Consider the following 21,383-nt stretch of genomic DNA (forward strand, 5'->3'; position numbering starts at 1 on the left):
GGAACGCATGGAACACCGGCTGGCTGCAATCGTGGCGGCGGACATGGTCGGCTACAGCCGACTCATGGAGGCGGACGAACGCGGCACGCTCGCCCGCCTCAGGACCCATCGCATCGAATTGATCGACCCGGTCATCGACAGGAACCACGGCCGGATCATCAAGACTACCGGCGACGGCCTCCTGGTCGAGTTCCACAGCGTCGCCGATGCCGTGCGCGCCTCGATTGAGATCCAGGACCGCATGCGGCGCCGCAATTCGGACGTGCCCGCCGACCGGCGCATCGAGTTCCGCGTGGGCATCAACCTCGGCGACATCATCTTCGAGGACGGCGACATCTACGGCGACGGCGTGAACATCGCCTCGCGCGTCGAGCAGCTGGCCGAGGTCGGCGGCATCTGCCTGACCGCGGCCGTTCACAATCAGGTCGACGGGCGCCTAGAGGCGACGTTCGAGGACCTGGGCGAAAAGCCGCTCAAGAACATCACCCGGCCGGTGCGCGTGTACCGCGTCCTGCCGGGCGTCGACGGGCACGCCAATGCGCCGCCACAGGGCAGCCCCGGCGCCGGCCAGCGGTCGGCGGTCGTCAAGCCCAGCATCGCCGTGCTGCCGTTCGCCAACATGAGCGGCGATCCGGAGCAGGAGTACTTTGCCGACGGTCTAACGGAGGACATCCTCACCGAGCTCAGCCGTCGCCGCGAGCTGTTCGTCATCTCGCGCACCTCGTCCTTCGTCTACAAGGGCCAGGCCGCCAACATGCGCGAGGTCGCCCAGAAGCTCGGCGCCCGTTATCTCGTGGAAGGCAGCGTGCGCAAGGCCGCCGACCGCTTGCGCATCACCGTCCAGCTGATCGACACCGCCACCGACGTGCACATCTGGGCCGAACGCTACGACCGCAAGCTCGACGACATCTTCGCCGTCCAGGACGAGATCGCGAGCGCCATCGTCGCCACCCTGCCGGGCCGCCTGGAAGCGGCACAGCAGGACCAGCTCGCGCGAACCAAGCCCGCCAACATGGCGGCCTACGAGTGCGTGCTGGCGGCCAAGGTGCTGCATCACAAGAGCGCGCGGGAGGACAATGTCGAGGCCCAGAAGATGATCGACCGCGCGCTCGCGCTCGATCCCGACTATGCGCATGCCCACGCCTGGCGCGGCTGCATCCTGGGGCAGGCCTGGGGCTACGGCTGGGTGAAGGACAAGGATGCCGTCTTCAACGAGGTGATGTTCGAACTCGACCGCGCGATCGCGCTCGACGACAACGACGCCGACGTCCACCGAATCCTCGCCGCCATCGCCATCGTGCGCAACGACATGACGCGGGCACGCTATCACCAGGACCGCGCGCTGGCGCTCAATCCCAACTACGACCTGGTGGTCGTGCAGATGGGCGAGCTGTTCACCTGGCTCGGCCAGTCCGCGGAGGGCGTCGACTGGATCCACCGCGCGATGAAGCTCAATCCGCATCATCCTTCGCGCTTCTGGGGCCATCTTGGCCGCGCGCACTTCGTCGGCCGGCAATACGCCAAGGCGATCGAGGCCTTCATGCACATGGCGACCTTCGATGCCCAGCAGCACGGCTTCCTCGCCGCCTCCTATGCCTGGCTGGGCGACACGACCGCGTCCGCCGCCCACGTCGCGCGCATGCGCGAGCTCGACCTCGAGCTCGACCTCGAGAAGTTTCTGGCCACCATGCACTATGCGCGGGCAGAGGACCTGCAGCACCTGAAGGAAGGGCTGCAAAAGGCGGGCTTCTGATCCGTTCTCATTCCTCTCATTCCTCCCCCGTCATACGGGGTCATACGGGGGAGGGTAGGGAGGTGGCAGGCCTCAAAAGGATTCGTGCGCATTCAGATCTGAAATTTCACGCGGCACCGTTTAAGCTTTCCCCCTCCTGTATCCTCCCCCGTATGACGGGGAGAACCTGAAGAAGAGGGATCCGCATGTGCCGCAACATCAAGAACCTCTACAACTTCAAGCCGCCCGCCACTGACGAGGAGATCCATGCCTCGTCGCTGCAATTCGTGCGCAAGCTCTCCGGCTTCAACCGGCCGTCCAAGGCCAACGAGGAGGCCTTCAACCGCGCGGTCGCCGAGGTGGCGCACGCCGCGCGGCACCTGATCGAGGCGCTGGTCACGACGGCGCCGCCGCGCGATCGCGAGGTCGAGGCCGAGAAGGCGCGCGCCCGCTCGGCGTTGCGCTTCGCCCGCTCGTAGCGCGAGACCCGCCGGTGTGGCGCAAGGCGGCGCCCACGCCCGACGATGCCGTGGCGGCGCTGGACGCCGACAGGACCATCCTCGCCGAGCAGCTGCGCGTCCTCTACATCGAGGGCCAGCGGCTGATCCTGACCGGCGTGGCGGCCGCCCTGATCCTGGTCTGGGTGCTGTGGGATCACGTTCCACACGGCATCCTGCTGGGCTGGCTGGCCGCCTTCGGCGTCTATTCGCTCGCTCGGGCAGCCCTGGCGCGGGCCTTTCGCCGGCGCGCGGCGACCGACACCGACCATCGCGCCTGGTTGCGGCGCGTGCTGTGGGCGCTGGCCGTGGGCGGCAGCCTGTGGGCGGTTGCGTGCTTCCTGTTCTATGTGCCCGAGCGCATCGAATACCAGCTCTTCCTGGTCACCATGCTGCTCGGCGCCGTGGTCTCCGGGCTGGTGACGCTCGCCGTCTACCTCCCTGCCTATCTTGCCTTCGTCACGCCGTTCATCGCAGCGACCGCCATCCGTTACGGGTTGGGCGCCGACCCGCTGCACTGGGGCATTGCGCTCGCGGCTGTCGTGACCTTCTTTCTGTTCATCAACTTCGCGCGCTTCATCCAGAACAGCTTCGTCGAGCAACTCCGGCTCCGCATGACGCTCGCCGAACGCAACCGCGAGCTGGCTGAACGCAACCGCGAGGTCGAGCACGCCAACCTCGCCAAGTCGCGCTTCCTCGCCGTGGCCAGCCACGACCTGCGCCAGCCGCTGCACGCGCTCAACCTGTTCGCGGCCCAGCTCAACGACCAGGCCGATCCGGCGGAGCGCGCACGGCTCGTTGACCGCATCGATGCCGCCATCGCGTCCATGAACGAGCTGTTCAACGCCCTGCTCGACATGTCCAAGCTCGATGCCGGCGTGCTCGCTCCGGACATCGCCGACTTCCCCGTCGGCCATCTGCTCGATCGCATCGAGACGACGTTCGCCGCCGCGGCCAGCGAGAAGGGCCTGCGGCTCAGTGTCGTGCCGAGCCGCGCCTGGGTGCGCAGCGACGCCATCCTGCTCGAGCGGATCCTGCTCAACCTCGTGTCGAACGCCATCCGCTATACGTCGAGCGGTGGCGTCGTCGTCGGCTGCCGCCGGCGCGGCGACAGCGTGCGCATCGAGGTGTGGGACAGCGGCATTGGCGTCGCCCCGGACCAGCAGCAGAGCATCTTCGGCGAGTTCTACCAGGTGGGCGCGCCTGTGCCAGATCAGGGGGGCGGGCGGCGAGTCGGGCTCGGGCTCGGCCTGTCGATCGTCGACGGTCTCGGCCGCCTGCTCGGCCATCCGATCGACCTCGTGTCGCGGCCCGGCAAAGGGTCGCGCTTCGCCGTCTCGGTGCCGCGCGCGGCGGTCCGCCAAGTCGCGCCTGTGCCGACACTCGAGGCGATCTCCGACCCGGCGCGGGACAAGCTCATCGTCGTGATCGATGACGATGCGCTGGTCCTCGACGGCATGCGCGGCCTGTTGCAGGGCTGGGGGTGCCGCGTCGTTACCGCGGACTCCGAGAAGGCAGCCCTTGGCGGCCTCGCCGGCCAGCCGAACCTCGTGATCTCGGACTATTTCCTGGCGAACGGAACGACCGGCATTGACGTCATCGGGCGGTTGCGGGCTCGCTTCGCCGCGGCGATTCCCGCCTTCCTCATCAGCGGCGACACCACGAGCGAGCGCATGCGCGAGGCCGAGGCGAGCGGCCTGCCACTGCTGCACAAGCCGGTCACGCCCATGGCGCTCAGGTCGATGGTCAATCAGCTCTTGCGCTGAGCTGCCAGCCGCGCGCCGATGCGGCCAGCACGGCCTCGGTGCGGTTCGAGACTCCCAGCACCTTCAGGATGGCGGTGACGTGGTTCTTCACCGTCGGCTCGGCGAGATCGAGGCGGCGGCAGATCGCCTTGTTGCTCTTGCCTTGCATCATCAACGCCAGCACGTCGGTCTGCCGCCCGGTCAGGCCGAGGTCGCCGGGTTGGGGCTGCGATTGGGCCGGGGACTGGGGCTGCGGCCTGGCCGGGATCGGCGGGCCCGAACCGAGGATCTCGGTCGGGATGTAGACGCCGCCGGAGAACACCAGGTTCAGCGCGCTGGTCATCACCTCGCGTCCGGCCGATTTCGGAATGAAGCCCAGCGCGCCGTGGTCCAGCGCCCGCACCACGTTGGCGCGCTCGGCGAAGCCCGACAGGACGACCACGGAGATGGCGGGGTAACGGGCGCGCAGCTCCGCCAGCAACCCGAGCCCGTCGCGGTCGGGCAGGCTGAGGTCGAGCAGGATCAAGGCGACGTCGGGCTGTTCGGCGAGCGCCTGCATCGTCCGCGCCGCATCCGGCGCCTCGAGCACCGTGGCCTCGGGCCTGAGCTCGCGGAAGAGGCCACGCAGCGCCTCGCGGATCAGCACATGATCGTCGACGACAAGGATCTTCATTGGAAAGACCGGTCGCAGGTCGCTGCAGGTTCGCTCGGATCGAAGCGTACTTCGGTCCCGGGACGAAAGCATGAGACCGATGTGTGGCGAAACAACGTCGGCCAACCGGGAGACAGTACTTCTGGATGATACCAAAGCCCTGGGTTGAGCCCGCATAATCGCCCTTCGACTGTCCCGACGGCCGCATGCGGGAGCTCGTCATGTCGCTCTGGCTCGCCAAGGATCAGCGAAGCAATGAAGTCGTTGCCCTGCAGAACGCCCTCAATCTGCGGCTGAAGCCGGTCAAGCCTCTGGTGCTCGACGGCATTTTTGGACCCATCACCGAAGGCGCGGTCCGCGACTTCCAGAAGTGCCAGAGCCTGACGTCCGACGGTATTGCCGGACCGCAGACGCTCGGCTGCCTGTTCGTCCGCCGCACCGTCGTCAACAAGTTCGTCCTGACGATCGCCCCGCCGCCCGCCATCGAGCCACCGCCGCCCAAGCTGCCGCGCCATCGACCCTACAGCGAGCCGATGGCCGGCTCGCCCTATGATCCGCCGAAACTGCCGCGCTATCCGCAAGCGCCGACATTCGAAGAGCAATTCGATGCCTGGCTGCGCGATCCGCCGCCGAAGCGGATGTGTCCGGTCATGCCGCCGCCGCGCTCGTCGGATGAGAAGGGCGCCGCAACCGTCACGCCTGTGCCGTCGCCCCGGGAAGCAGTCCAGAAGCACGCGCTCGACCGCAAGCATCCGAGTGCGCACGGATGGATGTCGGGCAACCAATGGCTCGAGTTCGAATACGCCACCGATATCGGCAAGGAGAGCGGTCACGAGCTGGAAATCGTCCAGTCGTTCACGGCGGCGTTCGTGAAGCTGCATCCCTACATCATGCCCAGCGCGTCGTTCGTCCTGGCGCCGGGCGGCGGATCGGGCATCCAGGCCTCCATCCAGTACTTGGACACCGAGATCGCCGAACGCGAGTGGCGGAACATGGTCGGCGACCCCACCACGGTCGGCACCGTCCGGCTCGCGCCGTATCTCATCACCAGCACGCTGTGGGAGTTCGGGAAGAAGTACCCGAGCCTCGACATATTCGGCGGCCTGCGCGTCGAAGCGAACTGGAAGAAGGAATGGCATGGCCGGCGCGGGCGGGCGCACGAGGTCTCGCTGTCTGCCGGCTTGGCGTTCGGCACGGTGATCGTCGGCGAGAAGGAGGCCGAAGGCCGGTTCCGCATGAACGGGTTCGGCGCCGAAGGAAAGTTCCAGCTCGCGGTCAAGTACGGCATCGGGCGCCGTCGCCGCCATTGACGCATCGCAGGGAGCACGACGATGTCAAAGCCCTCGAAGTCCGAATACATCCGATGGGTGAAGGGTTCGCTGAACCGGCTGCTGCCCGGCGCCTCCCTGGCGGACGACGGCACGGCCCTGCTCGAGTACCGGAGCTGGCTGATCACGTTCCAGATGAAGAACAAGCTCGCGGTGAACGCCAAGGTCGACCGGCCGACGCAGGACGCCCTCATCAGGGCCAACAGGAAGCATGCGGGCTACGTCCGCTGGATACAGACGGCGCTCCTGATATCCGGCGAAGGCATCAAGGTCGGCGGCAAGGACATCGCTGCCGACGGCAGTTGGGGGCCGCATACCGAACAGGCGGTGAAGGCGTTCCAGGCCAAGCATGAGAAGGTGAAGGCCGACGGCTGGGTCGGCGCCAACACCGAGCGGCTGCTGATGCTGCGCACGGCGACGATCCCGCCCGGACGCACCAAGCCGCTGCGCGAGCCGAAATTCGATCCCGTCATGCCGATCTGGGACGTGCCGGTACCCGACGATCCCGTGCCCGAGCTGACCGGCGTGAGCTACCGGTTCGAGACGTCGGAAGGCGTGAACCTCGCCGCGACCAAGTTCGGCGTGTCGGCCGGCACGATCTACCTCGAGGAGATGTCGAAGCGGACGATGATGGGACTGAGCTACGCCGCCTTGGGCCTGGGCGTCAGCCGCGTGCCGTGGGGAATCGATTTCTCGACCATGGACATGGATTGCGTCGGCGGCATCTATCCGAACCTGATCCACGGCAAGGAGACGGTGACGCTGAACGACATAACCGGCTGGTGCCTGATCTATCAGGGGGAGTTCGTCGCCCTCGGCGGTGGCTATGTGACCGTCATGTTTCTGAGCATGGGCGAGGGGCTGGTTTTCGGCTTCGGCGCCACCATGACCGGCGTCGGAACCCTGGTCGCGCCGGTGCTGATGGCCAGATCCTGCAAGGCGATCGTGGCGATGCGCGGGATCAACCACGGCACGCCGAACGCCGGCCTCTCGGGCGCCATCGGCTATCTGTCGCTCGGCGACGCCCAGCAGAAGATCGACCAGCTCAAGGAACTGCTTCCCGATTGAGCCGTCGCGGCCGCGAGGGCGGGGGCGCCTCGCTCGTCCCTAGTGGTGCTTACTGCGCGTCGTCCACGCGCAGGATCTCGACCATGGGGGGCGCGGTGAGGATCTCGCTGAACGCATGCATCCAGTTGCCGGTCTCCTCGCTCGTGCCGACACCACGCTCGCGGAACTGGTCGAGCTGGTCGAGCTTCGCCAGCTCGATCTCGAACTGCAGGGCCGCGCAGCCGGCGCCGCGCGTCAACGGCACCAGCATGCGGGCATTGAGACCGCGGCCGCGGGCAGCCTTGACCTCGCGCAGGATGAAGTTGATTGCGCGGTCGCGGTTCACCGGCAGCACGTCATAGGAAAAGCGGGCCAGATACATCGTGGCCTCCTGTACTGAGTCCAGGGCATGCCCTTCCAATGAGCGCGGGACCGCGATGGTTGCCTACCGGAGCATGGCCTTGAACGCCGCCGTCGCGCGCTGGCGCGCGGCTTCGGCCGCCTTCGATGCCGCGCCCATGCCGAAATAGCCGTGCACCATGCCGGCCTCGCGGAAATAGGCGACCTCGACCTTGGCTCGCTTCAGGGCCTCGGCATAGGCCTCGCCTTCGTCGCGCAGCGGATCGAACTCGGCGGTGGTGACGACCGCGCGCGGCGCGCCGGCGAGCGTGTCGCTGCGCAAGGGCGAGGCGCGGGGATCCTCGCTGTCCTGTGGACGGGGAAGGTAGTGGCTGGCGAAGAAGCGCATGGCATCGCCGGTCAGGAAATAGCCCTCGGCGTTCTGCTGGCGCGACGGATATTTCGCGTTTTCCGCGGCCACGCCGTACCGGCCCATGAGGTCGGTGGCTGGGTAGATCAGAAGCTGCGCCTTCAGGCTCGGCCCATCTTGCCGGCACGCGAGCGCCACGGCGGCGGCGAGGTTGCCGCCGGCGCTGTCGCCGGCCACGGCGAGCCGCGCCGGATCGCCGCCCAGCGTGCCGATATTGGCCGCCGCCCAGCGGGTCGCCGCCAGGCAATCCTCGAAGGGGCCGGGAAACGGTGTTTCGGGCGGCCGGCGGTAGTCGACGCTGACGACCACGGCCTCGGCCTCCAGCGCCAAGGTCCTGGCCTGGCGCTCGTGCGTCAGAAGATCGCCGGCGACCCAGCCTCCGCCATGGAAGTAGACGATGGTCGGCGCCGGCGTCCTGCCGGTTGCGAAGAGCCGTGCGGCGATCGGGCCGGCGGCGCCGTCGACGGTGATGTCCTTGGCCGTCGCCAGCTCGGGCAGCGGCACGTCCTTGCGCGATTCGGCCAGCGCCACCAGCTCGGCGCGCGCCCGCTCGGGCGTCAGCGTCGCCGCATCCCTGAGCGGCAGCAAGGGCAGGATCTTCTCCAGGTCGGGATCAATACGCGATGTCATGGGCGTCTCCTTGTTTGCCGACTATACTGACCATGATTTGCGCATCACAGGAGGTCGACATGCCGGTGGTGAAGAATGCGGAGGCCCGGGAGATCCCGTGGCGTCCCGGCTATCGGAATTACGTCCTGGCCGGTGAGGCGCAGGGCGTTTCCGTGAGCTCCAGTCTCGGCGTCCTGGAACAGGGCGCGGGCGCGCCACTGCACTTCCATGAGGAAGTCGACGAGGTCATCGTCGTCCTCGACGGAACGCTCGACCTTCGGATCGGCGACGAGCATTTCACGGTCGGCAAGGACCAGACGATCTCCATCCCCGCCCGCACGCCGCACGCCTTCACCGTGGTCAGTCCCGAGGGCGCGCGCTTCATCGCCTTCCTGCCGCGCCAGGGCGCGCACCTGGCGACGAAGTACATCGAGGGTGACCCTCCGGCCGGCGCCGCGCTGAAGTAGCCTTTGCCGGGAGCGCGCCACGGATTGCCTTTTCTGCAGGGGCCGTGCTTCCGCGCGGAGCCAGGAACGTCGACCCGTACCGCACGTTGACTCCACGAATCCGCACGAAACAAAGGAGTCACGAGATGAGCAGCACGACCGACAAGGTGAAGGGCACGGCCAATCAGGCCATCGGCAAGGTCAAGCAGGGTGTTGGCGAGGCGACCGACGATCCCGCGCTGAAGGGCGAGGGCAAGCTGCAGGAGGCCAAGGGCGACCTGCAGAAGGCCGTCGGCAAGGCCAAGGACGCCGTGAAGAAGGCCGCCGATCTCTGATCGCCGGTTCGATTCCGTAGACGTGGAAAGGGCAGCGTGTGCTGCCCTTTTTCGTTGTGCGTTTGCCAGTCGTCTCCAACCCGGCTGCGATGTGCTATGACTGCCGTCGATCCTTGCTCGCACCGATGAGGTGATCGAATGAGACGGCGACCTGCGGTCAGCCTTTGCGCCGTTGTGGCGGCTGTCCTCCTGGCGCCTGCCGCCGCGGTCGCGCAGCGAGGCGGCGAAGCGGGCCAGATCGAGGCCAGACTGGCCGGGCTTCAGCAGCAGCTTTCCGAACTCTCCGCCCGCCTTGCGCAACTCAGGAGCCAGGATCAACGGCTTCAGCAGCGGCTGGAGGAAATGCAGACTAGCATCGAGGCGCGCCTTGAACGGCTTGAGAAGGGCGGCGCCCGTCCGGGTCGGCGGTGATGGGCGAGCGGCGCAGATAGCCGGGTGCGCATTCTGAAGCGAATCCTCGTGATGGTCGGAGCCTATGTCGTCGGCGTGCTCGGATTCTGCGCGGCCCTCGCGCTGCTGTTCGGCGTTGCGTCGCTGCTCCCCGACTCGCTCGGCTATTGGGTCCTGCCCGCGGTTTCGCCTGCGATCTTCGTTGCGGCGCCGGTTGCCGGATTGTTTGTCGTTCTCCTCGCGATCGTTCTCAGCGCCGGCCCGGCGCTGCTGATCCTGTCCGTGACGGAGGTGCTCGGCTGGCGCTCGCCTTATGTCTATGTGGTTCCGACCGCGTTGCTGAGTGCGGCGGTCTACCTCGAGCTGTCGCCGCGCACGATTGGCGGCCTCGACGGGGCTGGAATGATCGAGGCCGCGGTGTTCGGGCTTTCCGGCGCCTGCTCAGGCTTGATCTATTGGGCAATCGCTGGACGACAGGCGGGGAGCTGGCGCCATTCTGTGCGTCCTGCGCTATGATCATCGTGCAGGGCGGGCAATTCGCGTGGCCCCAGCAGCACGCCTGATGGTGACATGCTCACGAAGAATCCAGAGTTGACCGATCGCGACGTGCGATGGGGCCTCGCCGTAAAATTGTTCGCCATCCTGCTGCTGCTGGGCGCTATCGCGGTGCTGGTCACCAGCATCATGGGCTACTTGCGGGCCCGCGATTCGCTGCAGGAGGCGATCTACAACCAGCTCACGACTGCGCGCAAGAGCAAGGCGCGCCAGGTCGAGACCTACTTCCGCACCCTGCGCAATGAGCTCGGCCACCTCGCCTCGACGCAGATGGCCGTCGACGCGGCGCGCGGGTTCAACTCGGGCTTCGAGGCGCTCGAAAAGTCCGAGGTGCCGGCCGACACACGCCGCGCGGTGGACGATTGGTACGTCACCCGGTTCGCTCCCGACCTGAAGCGCATCCTCGGCAAAGAGCCCGACATCAAGCAGTACTTCCCGGACGGCAATGCCGCCTATTACCTGCAGTACCACTACATCGTCGCCAACCCCGATCCGCCGGACCGCCGACTACTTCTCGACGATGCCCATGACGGCAGCGCCTGGAGCCGGCAGCACGCGGTTTCTCATCCCCTGCTGCGGTCTGCGGCCAAAAGCTTCGGCTTCTTCGACCTGAACCTGATCGACGCCCGCACCGGCCGCATCGTCTATGGGGTGCTGAAGGAAGTGGACCTCGGCGCCTCCTTGCGCACGGGACTCTACCGCCAGACCAACCTTGCGGCGGCGGTCGCTCGATGCGCCACCACGGCCGACCGCTCGGCCATTTGTTTCGAGGACTTCGCGCCTTACGCGCCGTCCGGCGGCGCCCCGATCGCCTTCATGGCCGCTCCGATCGTCGATCAGGGGCAGGTGATCGCGGTGCTCGCGGCCCAGCTCTCGATCCAGGAAATCGACAACGTCGTCACCGGCGACCGGCAGTGGCGACAGGACGGCTTCGGCGCCACCGGCGAAGCCTATCTGGTCGGCGCCGACAGCCGCGTGCGCTCGGCGCCGCGTGCCTTCTACGAGAATCGCGACCTCTACTTTGCCGGCCTCAAGAGCGGTGGGCAGGAGCCCGCGAATGTCGATGCGATCCGCCGCTATGGGACGCCGGTGCTCCACCAGCACATAGACACCGAAGCCACGCGCGCCGGCTTGGCCGGCCTCGAAGGCACCAGCGAGATTGCAGGTTACGACGGCAGGCCGACCCTGGCTTCGTGGGGGCCGCTTGGAATCCCGGGAACGAAGTGGGCGTTGATCGCCAAGATCGACAGCGACGAGGCGCTGGCGCCGATCAGGACGCTGCAGCGCGAGCTGACCTTGGTCGGCGGGCTGGCGCTGGTGGTGGTTCTCCTGACCAGCGCCTGGCTGTCGCGCTCCCTGCTCGGCCCGTTGCGCGAGCTTACGGCAGGGGTAAGGCTCTTTGCCGCCGGCGACTACGGTGCAAAGGTAACCGTCCGGGCGCGCGACGAGATCGGCACTCTGTGTGCGGCGTTCAACAGGATGGTCGATCAGCTGCGCGAAAAGAACGTGCTGATCGAAAACAAGAATCGCGAGATCGAGGAGTTGCTCCTGAACGTGCTGCCGGCGCCCATCGCCAATCGTCTGCGCGGCGGCGAACAGAGCATTGCCGACGGCTTCGCCGAGGTGACCGTGGGGTTCGCCGACATCGAAGGCTTCACCCAGATGTCGGCGGGGATGCCGCCGGCCGACGTGGTGGCCTTGCTCAATGGCCTGTTCAGCCGCTTCGACGATGCCGCCCACGAGCTGGGCATCGAGAAGATCAAGACGGTTGGCGATGCCTACATGGCGGTCTGCGGCTTGCCCGATCCGGTGCCCGACCACACGGAGCGCATGGTGCGCATGGCCATCCGCATGGTCTACATCACCCGCGAGCACGCGATGCAGCACAAGGTCACGATGAAACTGCGCGTCGGCGTCAACAGCGGTCCGGTGGTCGCCGGAGTCATCGGCAAGAGCAAGTACATCTACGACCTGTGGGGTGACACGGTGAACCTCGCCAGCCGCATGGAATCGGGCGGCCTGCCCGACATGATCCAGGTGACGCGCCCGGTCTACGAGAAGCTCAAGGACCAGTTCGTCTTCGAGCCGCGTGGCGCCATCGAGGTGAAAGGAAAAGGCCTGGTCGAAGCCTGGCTGCTCAAGCTGTAGTCGTCATGCTCATGCTCTTCCGGTCCGGAAGAGCATGAACGGGCGGCAGGTTCTGTGGCATTCCGCACAAGCGCCGCATGTGGCGTTCCTCACAGTGCTGCATGCGCTGACGGATTACTCTCCACGCGTGGGGTGGCCGCAGAACTTCGAGGCAGCTCATGCAGTCTTTGCTTGGAGCCTTGGCGTGGTCGACGTGCGTCGCGCTCGGCACGCTCCTTCTTTCCTGCGGCGTCCACGCGCAGGAATTGAACGGCGTCGCGCACAGGTTCCTCCAACGCCATGGCGTTCCCTGCCCGCTCGTCCTGAAAGTCGGCAGCCCTCACGACATGGGGGAAGTCGCCATTTGCCAGGATGGGCGCGAATGGGCGTTGTTCTGGCTTGAAGATGAAATCGCATTCGTTCAGCCGCAGACCCGCGAGCTCTACAAGTGGGATCGCCAGATCTACTTGTCACACCCGGAAATATTCTCGGGCCCGACTCCGGCAAACGAACACCAGATTCTGGTCAGCTCCGACCCGTAACGGCACGGAGGGCAACGTGGTAAGACCGCGGCGCCATCCCCATATCCCGTTCCACCAGCACGACGAGTCAACCCAGGAGCGGCCATGACCACGTTCGACGATCGCCAGAAGTCCTTCGAGAAGAAGTTCGAGCGGGACCAGGACCTGCAATTCAAGGTCAATGCGCGCAAGAACAAGCTGCTCGGTTTGTGGGCGGCCGAGCTCATGGGCAAGAGCGGCGCCGGCGCCGAGGGCTACGCCAAGGAGGTCGTCCTCGCCGACTTCGAGAAGCCGGGAGACGACGACGTCATCCAGAAGCTGGTGAATGATCTCGCCAACGCCGGAAAGCCGACTGGGGAGCAGGCCATCCGCAAGCAGGCCGAGCGCCTGATGGCCGAGGCGAAGACGCAGCTCATGGCGGACATGAAGTAGGCGCCCGCCCGGTAGGCCGAGACTGCCTCCAACGTTGCGCATCGCCCCCGTCGGGCTGCGCCTGGAAAGGGCATTGACGGCTCGAAGAGGTCCGGCCCATGCTGATCGCAACCCCGGGCGGCGCTGTTCAGGTTGCGCGGCGCAATGGCGACCGGCGCATCGCCGCAAAGCACCTGCCTCTCGCCGATGCCGCAAGACGACCGGGCCCGACGCGTCACAATGAACTGAATTGGTGTCAGCGATGCAGGCATGGATCATCGATGCGAGCGAGATGGATGCCGAAGACATCCTCAATTTTCGTTCGAATCTGCTCCATCCAAATCCGGAGATAAGATCCTTCCTGAGGCCGGACGAGAAGGGCACCACGATCGTCATCGCGCCGAAGGGCTTCGGCAAGACGCTCCTCCTCAAGGCCAAGCGGCTCTCGATCCAGGACAAGTACGCCCACATCCTGCCGAGCGGCGCCCTGGTCGAGAAGCCGGGCGGCCTGCCCAGCGTCATACCGACCAGCGACTACGGCGACCTGCGCGACAGCGAAGCCTACTGGCGGTCGGTCTGGCTGCTGTCCTTCACCATCGCCGTGCTGAAGGCCATGAAGCACGTGCCCGGCCGGTGCAGCCGTTCGCTCAGGACGATCTTCCAGGACGACAATCTCGTTTCCGTCTGGGAGATCTTCGACCATATCCTGTCGGCGTCGGTGAACACCTATCACCAGCTCAACAACGACTACAACGACGCCCTGCTGCCGGCCTTCCGGCGCCTGCACGAATCGACGGCCATCTTCGTCGACAATATCGACGAGTACTACGAAGGCGTCCTGCGCGAGATGGCTGCCGCGCGCGATCGTCCGGCGGCTGCGAGTGCGCCCGGCGGCAGGATCAAGCGGAGCTTCTGGCATCTTGCGCAGTCCGGCATTGCCGCCGCCGCCCGCGAGCTCAGCCACATCAACACGCACGCCAAGATCTACGTGTCGATCCGCAAGGAGGTCCTGCAGGGCATCATCGGCGACACCTACTTCGGCCAGCAGCTGCGCAGCAAATCGCTCATCATCAGCTACACCGACGACGATCTGCTGGAGATCATCCACAAGAACATCGCCCACTCCGACGACCAGGACTTGGCCGACCCCCGCGCGAAGGATGCCGTTGCCGCGTTCTTCGGGCCGCTCCGGCGCGTCACCCATCCGGTGACCGGCGAGGAGGAGGAGGTGCTGGGATTCTGGCTGCGGCACACCCTGGGCCGTCCGCGCGACGTCGTCTCGATCGGCAAGGCGCTCGCCAGCATTGCGCCGGCCGGGCGCAGCGAACGCCGGGTCCGCGAGGCCGTGCGCTCGGAGGCCAAGACCATCACGACGGCCTATTTCGCCGAGATGGCGCCGCACCTCGACGGCTTCGACGCCGATCGGCTGCTGCGCCTGATCGACCGCAACGTGCTCTCGCCCGATGATCTCGCGCGCATCGCCGGCACCTACGCTGCCGACTGCCTGGAGGCGTTCAGCGCGGCCGCGCTGCACACCGAGCATCCGTTCTGCGCCCTCTACAAGCTCGGCCTGCTGGGCTATGTCGGCCGCGACGCCGAGACCGGCGAGGATGTCCAGATCTTCCGCCTGCCCGGCGAGCATCCGCTCGACAACGTCCGGATCCTGCCGCCGGCGCGGACCTATCTCGTCCATCCCGCGCTGGATGACCTGATCGCCGAACGCAACCCGGCCTATTTCGAGAACCTCAACGACCGCAACATCATCGGCCGCGGGCGCCGATGGTCGCGCGAGCGCGAGATCCGCTACGTCCTGCAGGGTGACGTGAAGGGCCATTCGGCAACGATGCGTGATGGCCTCAGGACCAAGGCCTTCGCCACGGTCTTCGATTCGATCGTGTCGGAGTTCGCCGCGAAGCTCGATCATGCCGAGCGCTCGCAAGGCGATTCGCTGACGCTGATCGACGCCAATCCGGTCAAGCTGCTCCAGGCGGCGCGCAACATCCAGCGTGAGCTCGGCCGGTCGGAGTTCGGCGCGCAGCTGCGCTTTGCCGGAGATGCCGGCTTCGTCGAGATCGCCGACGGCCCCCGGCAGAAGGAGCCGTACGGCATGGCGCTGCAGAACGCGGCCCGCCTGGAGCCTCACGTCGAATCAGGACAGATCTACGTCACCGATGACTTCATCCGCCATGTCGAAGAGGACCGGGGCACGCACCTGCCCTTCGATTTCGTCACGCTCGGCCCCGACGACCTCAGGAACCTCGCCTGCACGGATGGACGCTTCGACATCGCCAAGAGCGGCAATGAAGACCCGATCCTCACCGCCATCCACCGGGTCGATTTCCGGTGACGGCTGCTCATGCTCTTCCAGCGAAGCGCGGACCGCGGGCCGCCGGCCCGCTCATGAATCATGAGGCGGGCGAGACGCCCGCGGTCCGCGCTTCGCTGGGAGCGAGGCTTACCCCGCCTGCGCCTTGTCCTGCTGGTTCCTCATGCGGCAGAGCGCGATCGCCTTCTGGACAGTGGCGGCGTGCGTGCCCGACGACTCGACTTCGAGGAAGCGCCGCGGCGCGGCTTGCGTGACCCAACGTTGGTTGTCCTGAACACCTCTTGAAGCGCTCCTTCGCATTGCTTGAGCGCGCTGCGACCAACCAGGGAGTACTTGGCGACGCCCTGCAGGGTCGCCTTGAGATCGGCGAGTTTTCTGGCCGGTAGCGCCTCCGCTTCCTTCACCGCATGCAGGAGGTCGGAGACCAGCCCGACATACGCCTGGTAGGCGGTCTTGCGCGCATCGCACAGCGGGCCGCGATTGAGATCGAGCAGGTCGATGCAACTCTTGCCCCGCAAGCTCTTGCTCTTGAGGTATCCAGTCGAGGCGATGTACTCGAAATGGTCGGCGGGGTCGTCCTTGGTCGGATGAAGGAAGATCGGCTTCTCGCCCTCTTCCTTGCCAGGATGTCGCGCATGGACGGAGCCGGGATGAACCGGAAAGATCGCGCCTTTGTGCCCGTTGCAGACCGCGCAAGAGGGCAGCAGGTTTGTCCACTCGTAAACCAGCCAATAGTAGCCGGTGTGCGGCTTGCCCTTGCGGTCGACAGAGACCGGGCGCTTGTGCTCGTCGAGCACCTCGTTCTTCGGCCGGAAATGATCGAGCTGGCACCAGCTGCTGAGAACGAGAGGCGTTTCACAATAGACGCATTTGCCGTGATACATCTCAAGCAGCGTCTTCTTCATGCGCTTGTAGAGACTCTCGTTGACGTCGAACGTTCCTTTCTTCTGCAGCTGCGTGCGCAGAAGTTTGTGGCCAGCCTTCGCTTCGTCCCGCCACTTCTTCCACTCCGGCGTCGTCGGCTCGGTCGGTGTCAGGCGGATCATTCCGCCTCTCCGGCCGGCACGATGACCTTTGCGATCTGCCTGCGGATCTCCTCCGAGAGGCCGGCGGTGATCTGCTGCACCGCGGCGTCGAGATTGACATCGTCGATGCGTGCGGCGGCCGTGTCGGGCCTGACCGTCTCGTCAATGCTGAGCGCGCCGAGCTTGGCCTCGAGTTCGAGGTACTCGGCTTCCTCCGCGGGCGAACGCCGCTTCTTTTCCAGCAGGACGCCATAGCGGGCCCGATCCTCCTCGGTTCGCGGGCCGCGTGTCGTCACGAGATCGAACAGGGGACTCGTGAGCAGCTGGTCGGCGCGGTAGCTGTCGAGATCGGGAATATCGGTGAGCGTGTCGATCGCTCCGTCGGCGGCGCGGCGCAGCACCATGACCTCGTTGCTGTGCAGGCCGCGCAGGCACAGCGGATCGTGGGTCGTGGTGATGAACGACAGGCGCGGAAAGCACCGGCGCAGCCGTTCGACGATCGTCATCTTCCAGCGCGGATGCAGATGGACCTCGATCTCGTCGAGCAGGACGATGGCCTCGGCTTCCTCGATGCTTCCCCACTTTTCGAAAACGCAGAACGCGATGTCGGCGACCATCGCGATGACCGACTGATAGCCGTCGCTCAGGTCGGAGAGTCGCAGGCGATCGTCGGGGTGGACGAACTCGACATGGCCACGCTCGCGATCCGCCTTGACGGTGGGCGGCAGCAGCAGCGCCTCCCTGAGCGCTTCGGCGACCTCCTCGAACTTGTCCTGGGACACCTTGGTCTTGTCCGACAGCCACGCCTCGGCGTCGTTCAGGGGGGCGGTCGGATCGAACAGGTTCTTGATGCGGATGTACTTGTTCTCATCGCTTGCGCCGAGGCCCGGCCGCGGCAGCAGCCGGGTCGCGCCGTATCCCAGCAGCAGGACTTTCGGCTCGGCCGGCGTGACCTGGAAGCCGTCGACGTCCTTGCCGAACGTCATCCGCACCGGGTCGTTGAGGTTGGTCAGGTGGACTTCGACCGAGCCCTCCCGGCTGTCGGCGTTGTGGCGCAGGAAGGATTTGGCATCGAGCCCGAGCGCGTTGGCATGCGCCGAGCCCATGAGCGCCAGCGCCACCGCCTGAAGGACCGAGCTCTTGCCGGTGGCGTTTTCACCCAGCAGCATCAGCCAGGCCTCGTCTTCGGACTGGGGAACGGGAAACCGGATCGACAGTTGCTTGATCGACTTGAAATCCCTGATCTCGATTCGCTCGATGCGCCGCCGCGCCGCGAGGAAGGCGGCGCTGTCGGTATCCGCCGCGCTCTCGACTGAATACGCTACTTCCTTCCGCTTGGCCGCCGATGCGAGGCGTTCGATCTGCTCGTGGCCGATCGGCCTCGCCTTCCTTGCCCGGCCGATGAACCTGCGGCCCACCGCCGAGTGCATGAGGGCGCGTTCGTTCTCCAATACGAACCGATGCGACGCCGCCCGGAGGGCGGCCGCGTATTCCACGTCCTCGCCGACAGCGAGACGGTCCACCGCCGTCTGGTCGCTTCTTCTTATCTCGTTGAGGCTCACTCTCCACAGGTCCAGCTTGTTCGCGATGGCAAGCTGCCGCGCCGATACCAGCTCCTCGCGGTTCAGCCCGTAGATCTCGATGGTGATGCGCCCGCGCTCGGTTTGCCCGACGACAAGGCCGCTGTCGTCGAAGGCCAGATGGGCATTCGGATCTTCGACACAGGGATTGAGCAGGAGCGGCCTTTCGTTCGAAAGATTGTCGCCAGGGCTCAAAGCGCGCTTTGCATTGATCGGAATCGGAAAGCGGGCCCCCTTCATCTGGTTGCAGCGGGGGCAGAGGACGAACAAGTTGTCCCAATCATAGGCCAGCCACCAGTAACCCTGGGAGGACTTGTCTTCGACCACCACGCTCTTGGGCCTGAAATGAGCCACGCTCACGAAGGTGTTGACGCCAAGGCGCGACTCGCAGGCCGCGCACTTGGAACGAAAGACCTTCACAAGGACAGGTCGCGCCTGATGCCAGATTGCGGATTTGAAGTTCAGACGGCGCCCGTCACGACGCTCGTGGTGTTTGGCCAGTATCGCCGTGTTCTTTGCGGCAGCGTACCTCCACTCCCCCAACTCAGGGATGGTCTCGAGAGGCGGGCGGCTGATCCTGATCATGGCGAGTGCGCCTTCGTCAGTGGCGAGCCCTTACTGTAAGTCAGGGTACACATTTGCCAAGCCCGCTTGGCGCTGCCCTATCCGGTCTGCGCCTTGTCCTGCTGGATCTTCATGCGGCAGAGCGCGATCGCCTTCTGGGCGGTGGCGGCGTGCTTGCCCGCGGGCTCGACCTCGAGGAAGCGCTGCCACGCCGCCAGTGCCTCGTCGCAGCGCTCGATCTTGGTGAGCAGCAGCGCCAGGTTGAAGTGCGCGTCGCCCCAGTCGGGCTGCGCCTTCACCGCGCGCCGGTACTCGGCGATGGCGAGGTCGGTCTGCTCCTCGTCCTCGGCCGCCAGCGCGAGATTGTACCAGGCCTCGGCGAACGCGGGATCGCGCGCCACCGCGATCTGCCACGCCACCTTGGCCTCGGGGCCGCGGCCCTGCGCCTGGAAGACGTTGCCGAGGTTGAACGGCAGCACCGGGTCGGCGGTGTCGGCACGCATCGCCGTGGTGTAGAGGCTCTCGGCCGTGGCGTGGTCGCCCGCAAGCTCGGCTTCTTCAGCCTCGAGTAAGAGGTCGTCGATGCTGCGCGGCTTCTGCTGACCTTGTCCGCCGAACATCGTGAGCTGGCCCGAGAGCTCGGCGAGCTGGCCGCCGACCTGGCGCAGAAGCTCGCCCGTGGGGCCTTCGGTCAGGCGCGCCTCGGCGAGAGTGCCGCCGCGCCGGCGCAGCGCGACCGACGCCTCCAGCACGTCGCCGATGGCGACGCCCTGCTTCAAGAGACGCGCCGCCTCGCGCGCGGCGACGAGGTCGCTCCAGGCGAAGCGTTCGTCGACCGGTTCCAGCACGTCGAACAGCACCAGGCAGGAGAGGAGGTTGGGCGAGAGCCCGCTCAGCCGCTCGATCTCGGCGCGGCCCATGCTGCGGTCGACCTCCGCGGGCGGCGCCAGCAGGCCGAGCTCGCGGCGCAGCACGTTCTCGCTGATCAACGCCGCCGTCGCCGGCATGCCGGTTGGCAGGGCGACGCGGCCGTCGTCGAGCGCGCGCGCCACTGCCGAGTGGCCGAAGGCGATCGTGGTGACGGTACGGCCCGGCCGCGTCGCGAGCTTCGCCTCGCGCAGGCGCACCAGCGTGTCAAGGCGGCGCCGCGTCAGTCCCTGGATGCGGCCGACGAGAAAGATGGTCTCACCGGCGAGGGGCACGGTTGCCCGCTACCCGCGCGCCGCTTTGCGCGCCGCCGGTTTCTTTGCCACCGGTTTGCGCGCTGCTCCCTTGGCGGCGGCGGCCGGCGCCCTTGCCCCTTCCATTTCTCCGGCCGTCTTGCTGGGCGCGCGCGGCCGGCGCACGGCGCCGTCGCCGCCCGCGGCCTCGAGGCTCTTCTTCAGCGCGTCCATGATGTTGACGACGTTGGCCGGCTGCGAGGGCTCAGGGACTGTAAAGGTCTGGCCCTGCTGCTTGGCGCGCAGCATGGCGACGACGGCCTCCTCGTAGCGGTCGGTGAAGGTGTCGGGCTCGAAGTGGCCCGACATGCGGTTGATGATCTCCTGGGCGATGTCGAGCATCTCGGCCGGCAGCTTGGTGTCGCCGATCTCGTCGAAGATCTCGCTGCCCGCCCGCACCTCGTAGGGATAGCGCAGCGTGGTCGCCAGCATGCCCTTGTCGCGCGGCTGCAGCATCAGCATGCGCTCGCGGCGGGCCAGCACGATGCGGCCGATGCCGACCATCTTCTTCTTGGTCATGGCCTCGCGGATGACGGCGAACGCCTCCTCGGCGACCTTGTCGTCAGGCGCGAGGTAGTAGGGGCTGTCGATGTAGATCTCGTCGATCTCCGAGGCCGGCACGAAGGTCTCGATCTCGATCGTCTTGGTGCTCTCGATCTTGAGCGCCTCGATCTCGTCATCCTCGACCATGACGTACTGGCCCTTGGCGACCTGGTAGCCCTTGACGCGGTCGGCCGTGTCGACCGGCTCACCCGTCACGCTGTCGACCAGGTTCTGCTTCAGCCGGTTGCCGGTCTTGCGGTTCAGGTTGTTGAACGACACCCGATCCGACGACGACGAGGCGTTGTAGAGCGCGACGGCGCACGAGACCAACGACAGCTTGAGGTAGCCCTTCCACGAAGAACGCGGCATCGAAAGACTCCAGGATGCGAGGGTGGCAGGGATTTTACTTCAGAGAGGCTGACAGGTCTAATTTGAGACGATTGATACAAACTCTCTGGTTAACGATGGCGCGGCGTACCGGATGCGCTCCGCACCACCGAACAAAAGGACAACGCCGCTGAGCACTCGCTACTCAGCGCCGCTCAATTGCGGCCGCTGTCAGCGCCGCGCCGCATGAATTCCGGCTCTTGCCACGGGGTGGGCGCGTAGACCGGCTTGCCTTCGCTCGCTGGAGGGCCTGGGTCGTTGGATGAATCGTCAGAAAGCCTCTGCTCGCAAGCAGAGAGGCCGAGAAATCCAAGCGCAGCGACAACCATCAACTTGTTCATTTCGATCCCTTGATTTCGGCGAATCCTCTACTGGATGTCACGGCGCGTGGGATTTGATGCGTTGCGCTTCCTGATACGGCGGCTGCGCTTCACGCGCCGTCCATCAGGCGCTGTGTTGAAGCCTAATCTAGCTGGTGGGACGCTGGCGTTTCGCAAGAGGCCTCAGCAGAGCATTTTTGAGCCATGGAAGGGCCGGCTAACCGCCTGAAGTCGGGCGCATGAACGTCCTTGCT

General features: G+C 66.2%; 21 protein-coding genes. 13 read left to right on the forward strand and 8 right to left on the reverse strand.

Annotated features, from left to right (window positions below):
* Window positions 1–7 precede the first annotated feature (7 nt).
* The 3 genes from RSO01_RS28680 (at window position 8) to RSO01_RS28690 (ending at window position 3,995) form a co-directional block, all read left to right on the forward strand.
* On the forward strand, window positions 8–1,753 hold the full coding sequence (locus RSO01_RS28680; RefSeq protein ID WP_147153973.1) for an adenylate/guanylate cyclase domain-containing protein: 1,746 nt from the start codon (window positions 8–10) through the stop codon (window positions 1,751–1,753).
* Between the two features lie 185 nt (window positions 1,754–1,938).
* Window positions 1,939–2,211 (forward strand): DUF2277 domain-containing protein, encoded by a 273-nt coding sequence (locus tag RSO01_RS28685; RefSeq protein WP_147153975.1) that lies wholly within the window; start codon window positions 1,939–1,941, stop codon window positions 2,209–2,211.
* Between the two features lie 14 nt (window positions 2,212–2,225).
* Entirely contained in the window at window positions 2,226–3,995 is a 1,770-nt protein-coding gene (locus RSO01_RS28690) for an ATP-binding response regulator (RefSeq protein ID WP_147153978.1), read from the forward strand.
* Here RSO01_RS28690 and RSO01_RS28695 read toward each other — a convergent pair.
* A complete protein-coding gene (locus RSO01_RS28695) occupies window positions 3,976–4,647 on the reverse strand; it encodes a response regulator (RefSeq protein ID WP_147153980.1) in 672 nt (223 codons plus the stop codon). The two genes, RSO01_RS28690 and RSO01_RS28695, sit on opposite strands and share 20 nt — an antisense overlap.
* Window positions 4,648–4,847: 200 nt before the next feature.
* On the opposite strand from RSO01_RS28695, the gene RSO01_RS28700 reads away from it, so the two are divergent.
* Together RSO01_RS28700 and RSO01_RS48480 are read left to right on the forward strand one after the other, a co-directional pair.
* Window positions 4,848–5,936 (forward strand): peptidoglycan-binding domain-containing protein, encoded by a 1,089-nt coding sequence (locus tag RSO01_RS28700; protein ID WP_170303425.1) that lies wholly within the window; start codon window positions 4,848–4,850, stop codon window positions 5,934–5,936.
* Window positions 5,937–5,957: 21 nt separating this feature from the next.
* On the forward strand, window positions 5,958–7,022 hold the full coding sequence (locus RSO01_RS48480) for a peptidoglycan-binding domain-containing protein (RefSeq protein ID WP_147153984.1): 1,065 nt from the start codon (window positions 5,958–5,960) through the stop codon (window positions 7,020–7,022).
* Window positions 7,023–7,071: 49 nt separating this feature from the next.
* Here RSO01_RS48480 and RSO01_RS28710 read toward each other — a convergent pair whose 3' ends face one another.
* Both RSO01_RS28710 and RSO01_RS28715 read right to left on the reverse strand, forming a co-directional pair.
* Window positions 7,072–7,383, reverse strand: coding sequence for a hypothetical protein (locus RSO01_RS28710; protein WP_147153986.1), 312 nt, complete (start codon window positions 7,381–7,383; stop codon window positions 7,072–7,074).
* Window positions 7,384–7,446: 63 nt separating this feature from the next.
* Complete coding sequence (locus tag RSO01_RS28715; protein WP_147153988.1) at window positions 7,447–8,400, reverse strand: alpha/beta hydrolase; 954 nt, start codon at window positions 8,398–8,400, stop codon at window positions 7,447–7,449.
* Window positions 8,401–8,459: 59 nt separating this feature from the next.
* On the opposite strand from RSO01_RS28715, the gene RSO01_RS28720 reads away from it, so the two are divergent.
* From RSO01_RS28720 to RSO01_RS28755, 8 genes are all read left to right on the forward strand, one after another.
* On the forward strand, window positions 8,460–8,846 hold the full coding sequence (locus RSO01_RS28720; protein WP_170303426.1) for a cupin domain-containing protein: 387 nt from the start codon (window positions 8,460–8,462) through the stop codon (window positions 8,844–8,846).
* Between the two features lie 125 nt (window positions 8,847–8,971).
* A complete protein-coding gene (locus tag RSO01_RS28725; protein WP_147153993.1) occupies window positions 8,972–9,160 on the forward strand; it encodes a CsbD family protein in 189 nt (62 codons plus the stop codon).
* A 138-nt stretch (window positions 9,161–9,298) separates the two neighbouring features.
* The gene (locus RSO01_RS28730; protein ID WP_147153995.1) at window positions 9,299–9,571 is read left to right on the forward strand and encodes a hypothetical protein; all 273 of its coding nucleotides are present in this window, start codon (window positions 9,299–9,301) and stop codon (window positions 9,569–9,571) included.
* A gap of 24 nt (window positions 9,572–9,595) precedes the next feature.
* Window positions 9,596–10,066: a hypothetical protein gene (locus tag RSO01_RS28735; protein WP_147153997.1), complete on the forward strand. Its 471-nt coding sequence runs from the start codon at window positions 9,596–9,598 to the stop codon at window positions 10,064–10,066.
* A gap of 54 nt (window positions 10,067–10,120) precedes the next feature.
* Window positions 10,121–12,253 (forward strand): adenylate/guanylate cyclase domain-containing protein, encoded by a 2,133-nt coding sequence (locus RSO01_RS28740; protein WP_147153999.1) that lies wholly within the window; start codon window positions 10,121–10,123, stop codon window positions 12,251–12,253.
* Between the two features lie 158 nt (window positions 12,254–12,411).
* Entirely contained in the window at window positions 12,412–12,774 is a 363-nt protein-coding gene (locus RSO01_RS28745) for a hypothetical protein (protein WP_147154000.1), read from the forward strand.
* An 84-nt stretch (window positions 12,775–12,858) separates the two neighbouring features.
* Window positions 12,859–13,185 (forward strand): DUF1476 domain-containing protein, encoded by a 327-nt coding sequence (locus tag RSO01_RS28750; protein WP_147154001.1) that lies wholly within the window; start codon window positions 12,859–12,861, stop codon window positions 13,183–13,185.
* A 241-nt stretch (window positions 13,186–13,426) separates the two neighbouring features.
* Window positions 13,427–15,511, forward strand: a complete 2,085-nt coding sequence (locus tag RSO01_RS28755; protein WP_147154002.1) for a P-loop ATPase, Sll1717 family — start codon at window positions 13,427–13,429, stop codon at window positions 15,509–15,511.
* A gap of 140 nt (window positions 15,512–15,651) precedes the next feature.
* On the opposite strand, the gene RSO01_RS28760 is transcribed toward RSO01_RS28755, so the two are convergent.
* From RSO01_RS28760 to RSO01_RS28780, 5 genes are all read right to left on the reverse strand, one after another.
* Window positions 15,652–16,536 (reverse strand): HNH endonuclease family protein, encoded by an 885-nt coding sequence (locus RSO01_RS28760; protein WP_147154003.1) that lies wholly within the window; start codon window positions 16,534–16,536, stop codon window positions 15,652–15,654.
* Window positions 16,533–18,449 (reverse strand): AAA family ATPase, encoded by a 1,917-nt coding sequence (locus RSO01_RS28765; RefSeq protein WP_170303427.1) that lies wholly within the window; start codon window positions 18,447–18,449, stop codon window positions 16,533–16,535. The genes RSO01_RS28760 and RSO01_RS28765 overlap by 4 nt, the downstream gene beginning before the upstream one ends.
* A 308-nt stretch (window positions 18,450–18,757) precedes the next feature.
* Complete coding sequence (locus RSO01_RS28770; RefSeq protein ID WP_147154005.1) at window positions 18,758–19,861, reverse strand: tetratricopeptide repeat protein; 1,104 nt, start codon at window positions 19,859–19,861, stop codon at window positions 18,758–18,760.
* A 9-nt stretch (window positions 19,862–19,870) separates the two neighbouring features.
* Window positions 19,871–20,791, reverse strand: a complete 921-nt coding sequence (ku, locus tag RSO01_RS28775) for a non-homologous end joining protein Ku (RefSeq protein WP_147154006.1) — start codon at window positions 20,789–20,791, stop codon at window positions 19,871–19,873.
* A 173-nt stretch (window positions 20,792–20,964) separates the two neighbouring features.
* Window positions 20,965–21,150: a hypothetical protein gene (locus RSO01_RS28780; protein ID WP_147154007.1), complete on the reverse strand. Its 186-nt coding sequence runs from the start codon at window positions 21,148–21,150 to the stop codon at window positions 20,965–20,967.
* Window positions 21,151–21,383 lie beyond the last annotated feature (233 nt).

The sequence above is a fragment of the Reyranella soli genome (assembly GCF_007992495.1).
Classification (GTDB): Bacteria; Pseudomonadota; Alphaproteobacteria; order Reyranellales; family Reyranellaceae; genus Reyranella; species Reyranella soli.

Excerpts from the sequence above, each read along its gene's own strand:
- RSO01_RS28680 (WP_147153973.1), top strand. The coding sequence starts at position 8 with ATGGAACACCGGCTGGCTGCAATCGTGGCGGCGGACATGGTCGGCTAC.
- RSO01_RS28685 (WP_147153975.1), top strand. The coding sequence starts at position 1,939 with ATGTGCCGCAACATCAAGAACCTCTACAACTTCAAGCCGCCCGCCACT.
- RSO01_RS28695 (WP_147153980.1), bottom strand. The coding sequence starts at position 4,647 with ATGAAGATCCTTGTCGTCGACGATCATGTGCTGATCCGCGAGGCGCTG.
- RSO01_RS28700 (WP_170303425.1), top strand. The coding sequence starts at position 4,848 with ATGTCGCTCTGGCTCGCCAAGGATCAGCGAAGCAATGAAGTCGTTGCC.
- RSO01_RS48480 (WP_147153984.1), top strand. The coding sequence starts at position 5,958 with ATGTCAAAGCCCTCGAAGTCCGAATACATCCGATGGGTGAAGGGTTCG.
- RSO01_RS28710 (WP_147153986.1), bottom strand. The coding sequence starts at position 7,383 with ATGTATCTGGCCCGCTTTTCCTATGACGTGCTGCCGGTGAACCGCGAC.
- RSO01_RS28715 (WP_147153988.1), bottom strand. The coding sequence starts at position 8,400 with ATGACATCGCGTATTGATCCCGACCTGGAGAAGATCCTGCCCTTGCTG.
- RSO01_RS28720 (WP_170303426.1), top strand. The coding sequence starts at position 8,460 with ATGCCGGTGGTGAAGAATGCGGAGGCCCGGGAGATCCCGTGGCGTCCC.
- RSO01_RS28725 (WP_147153993.1), top strand. The coding sequence starts at position 8,972 with ATGAGCAGCACGACCGACAAGGTGAAGGGCACGGCCAATCAGGCCATC.
- RSO01_RS28730 (WP_147153995.1), top strand. The coding sequence starts at position 9,299 with ATGAGACGGCGACCTGCGGTCAGCCTTTGCGCCGTTGTGGCGGCTGTC.
- RSO01_RS28740 (WP_147153999.1), top strand. The coding sequence starts at position 10,121 with ATGCTCACGAAGAATCCAGAGTTGACCGATCGCGACGTGCGATGGGGC.
- RSO01_RS28745 (WP_147154000.1), top strand. The coding sequence starts at position 12,412 with ATGCAGTCTTTGCTTGGAGCCTTGGCGTGGTCGACGTGCGTCGCGCTC.
- RSO01_RS28750 (WP_147154001.1), top strand. The coding sequence starts at position 12,859 with ATGACCACGTTCGACGATCGCCAGAAGTCCTTCGAGAAGAAGTTCGAG.
- RSO01_RS28755 (WP_147154002.1), top strand. The coding sequence starts at position 13,427 with ATGCAGGCATGGATCATCGATGCGAGCGAGATGGATGCCGAAGACATC.
- RSO01_RS28760 (WP_147154003.1), bottom strand. The coding sequence starts at position 16,536 with ATGATCCGCCTGACACCGACCGAGCCGACGACGCCGGAGTGGAAGAAG.
- ku (WP_147154006.1), bottom strand. The coding sequence starts at position 20,791 with ATGCCGCGTTCTTCGTGGAAGGGCTACCTCAAGCTGTCGTTGGTCTCG.
- RSO01_RS28780 (WP_147154007.1), bottom strand. The coding sequence starts at position 21,150 with ATGAACAAGTTGATGGTTGTCGCTGCGCTTGGATTTCTCGGCCTCTCT.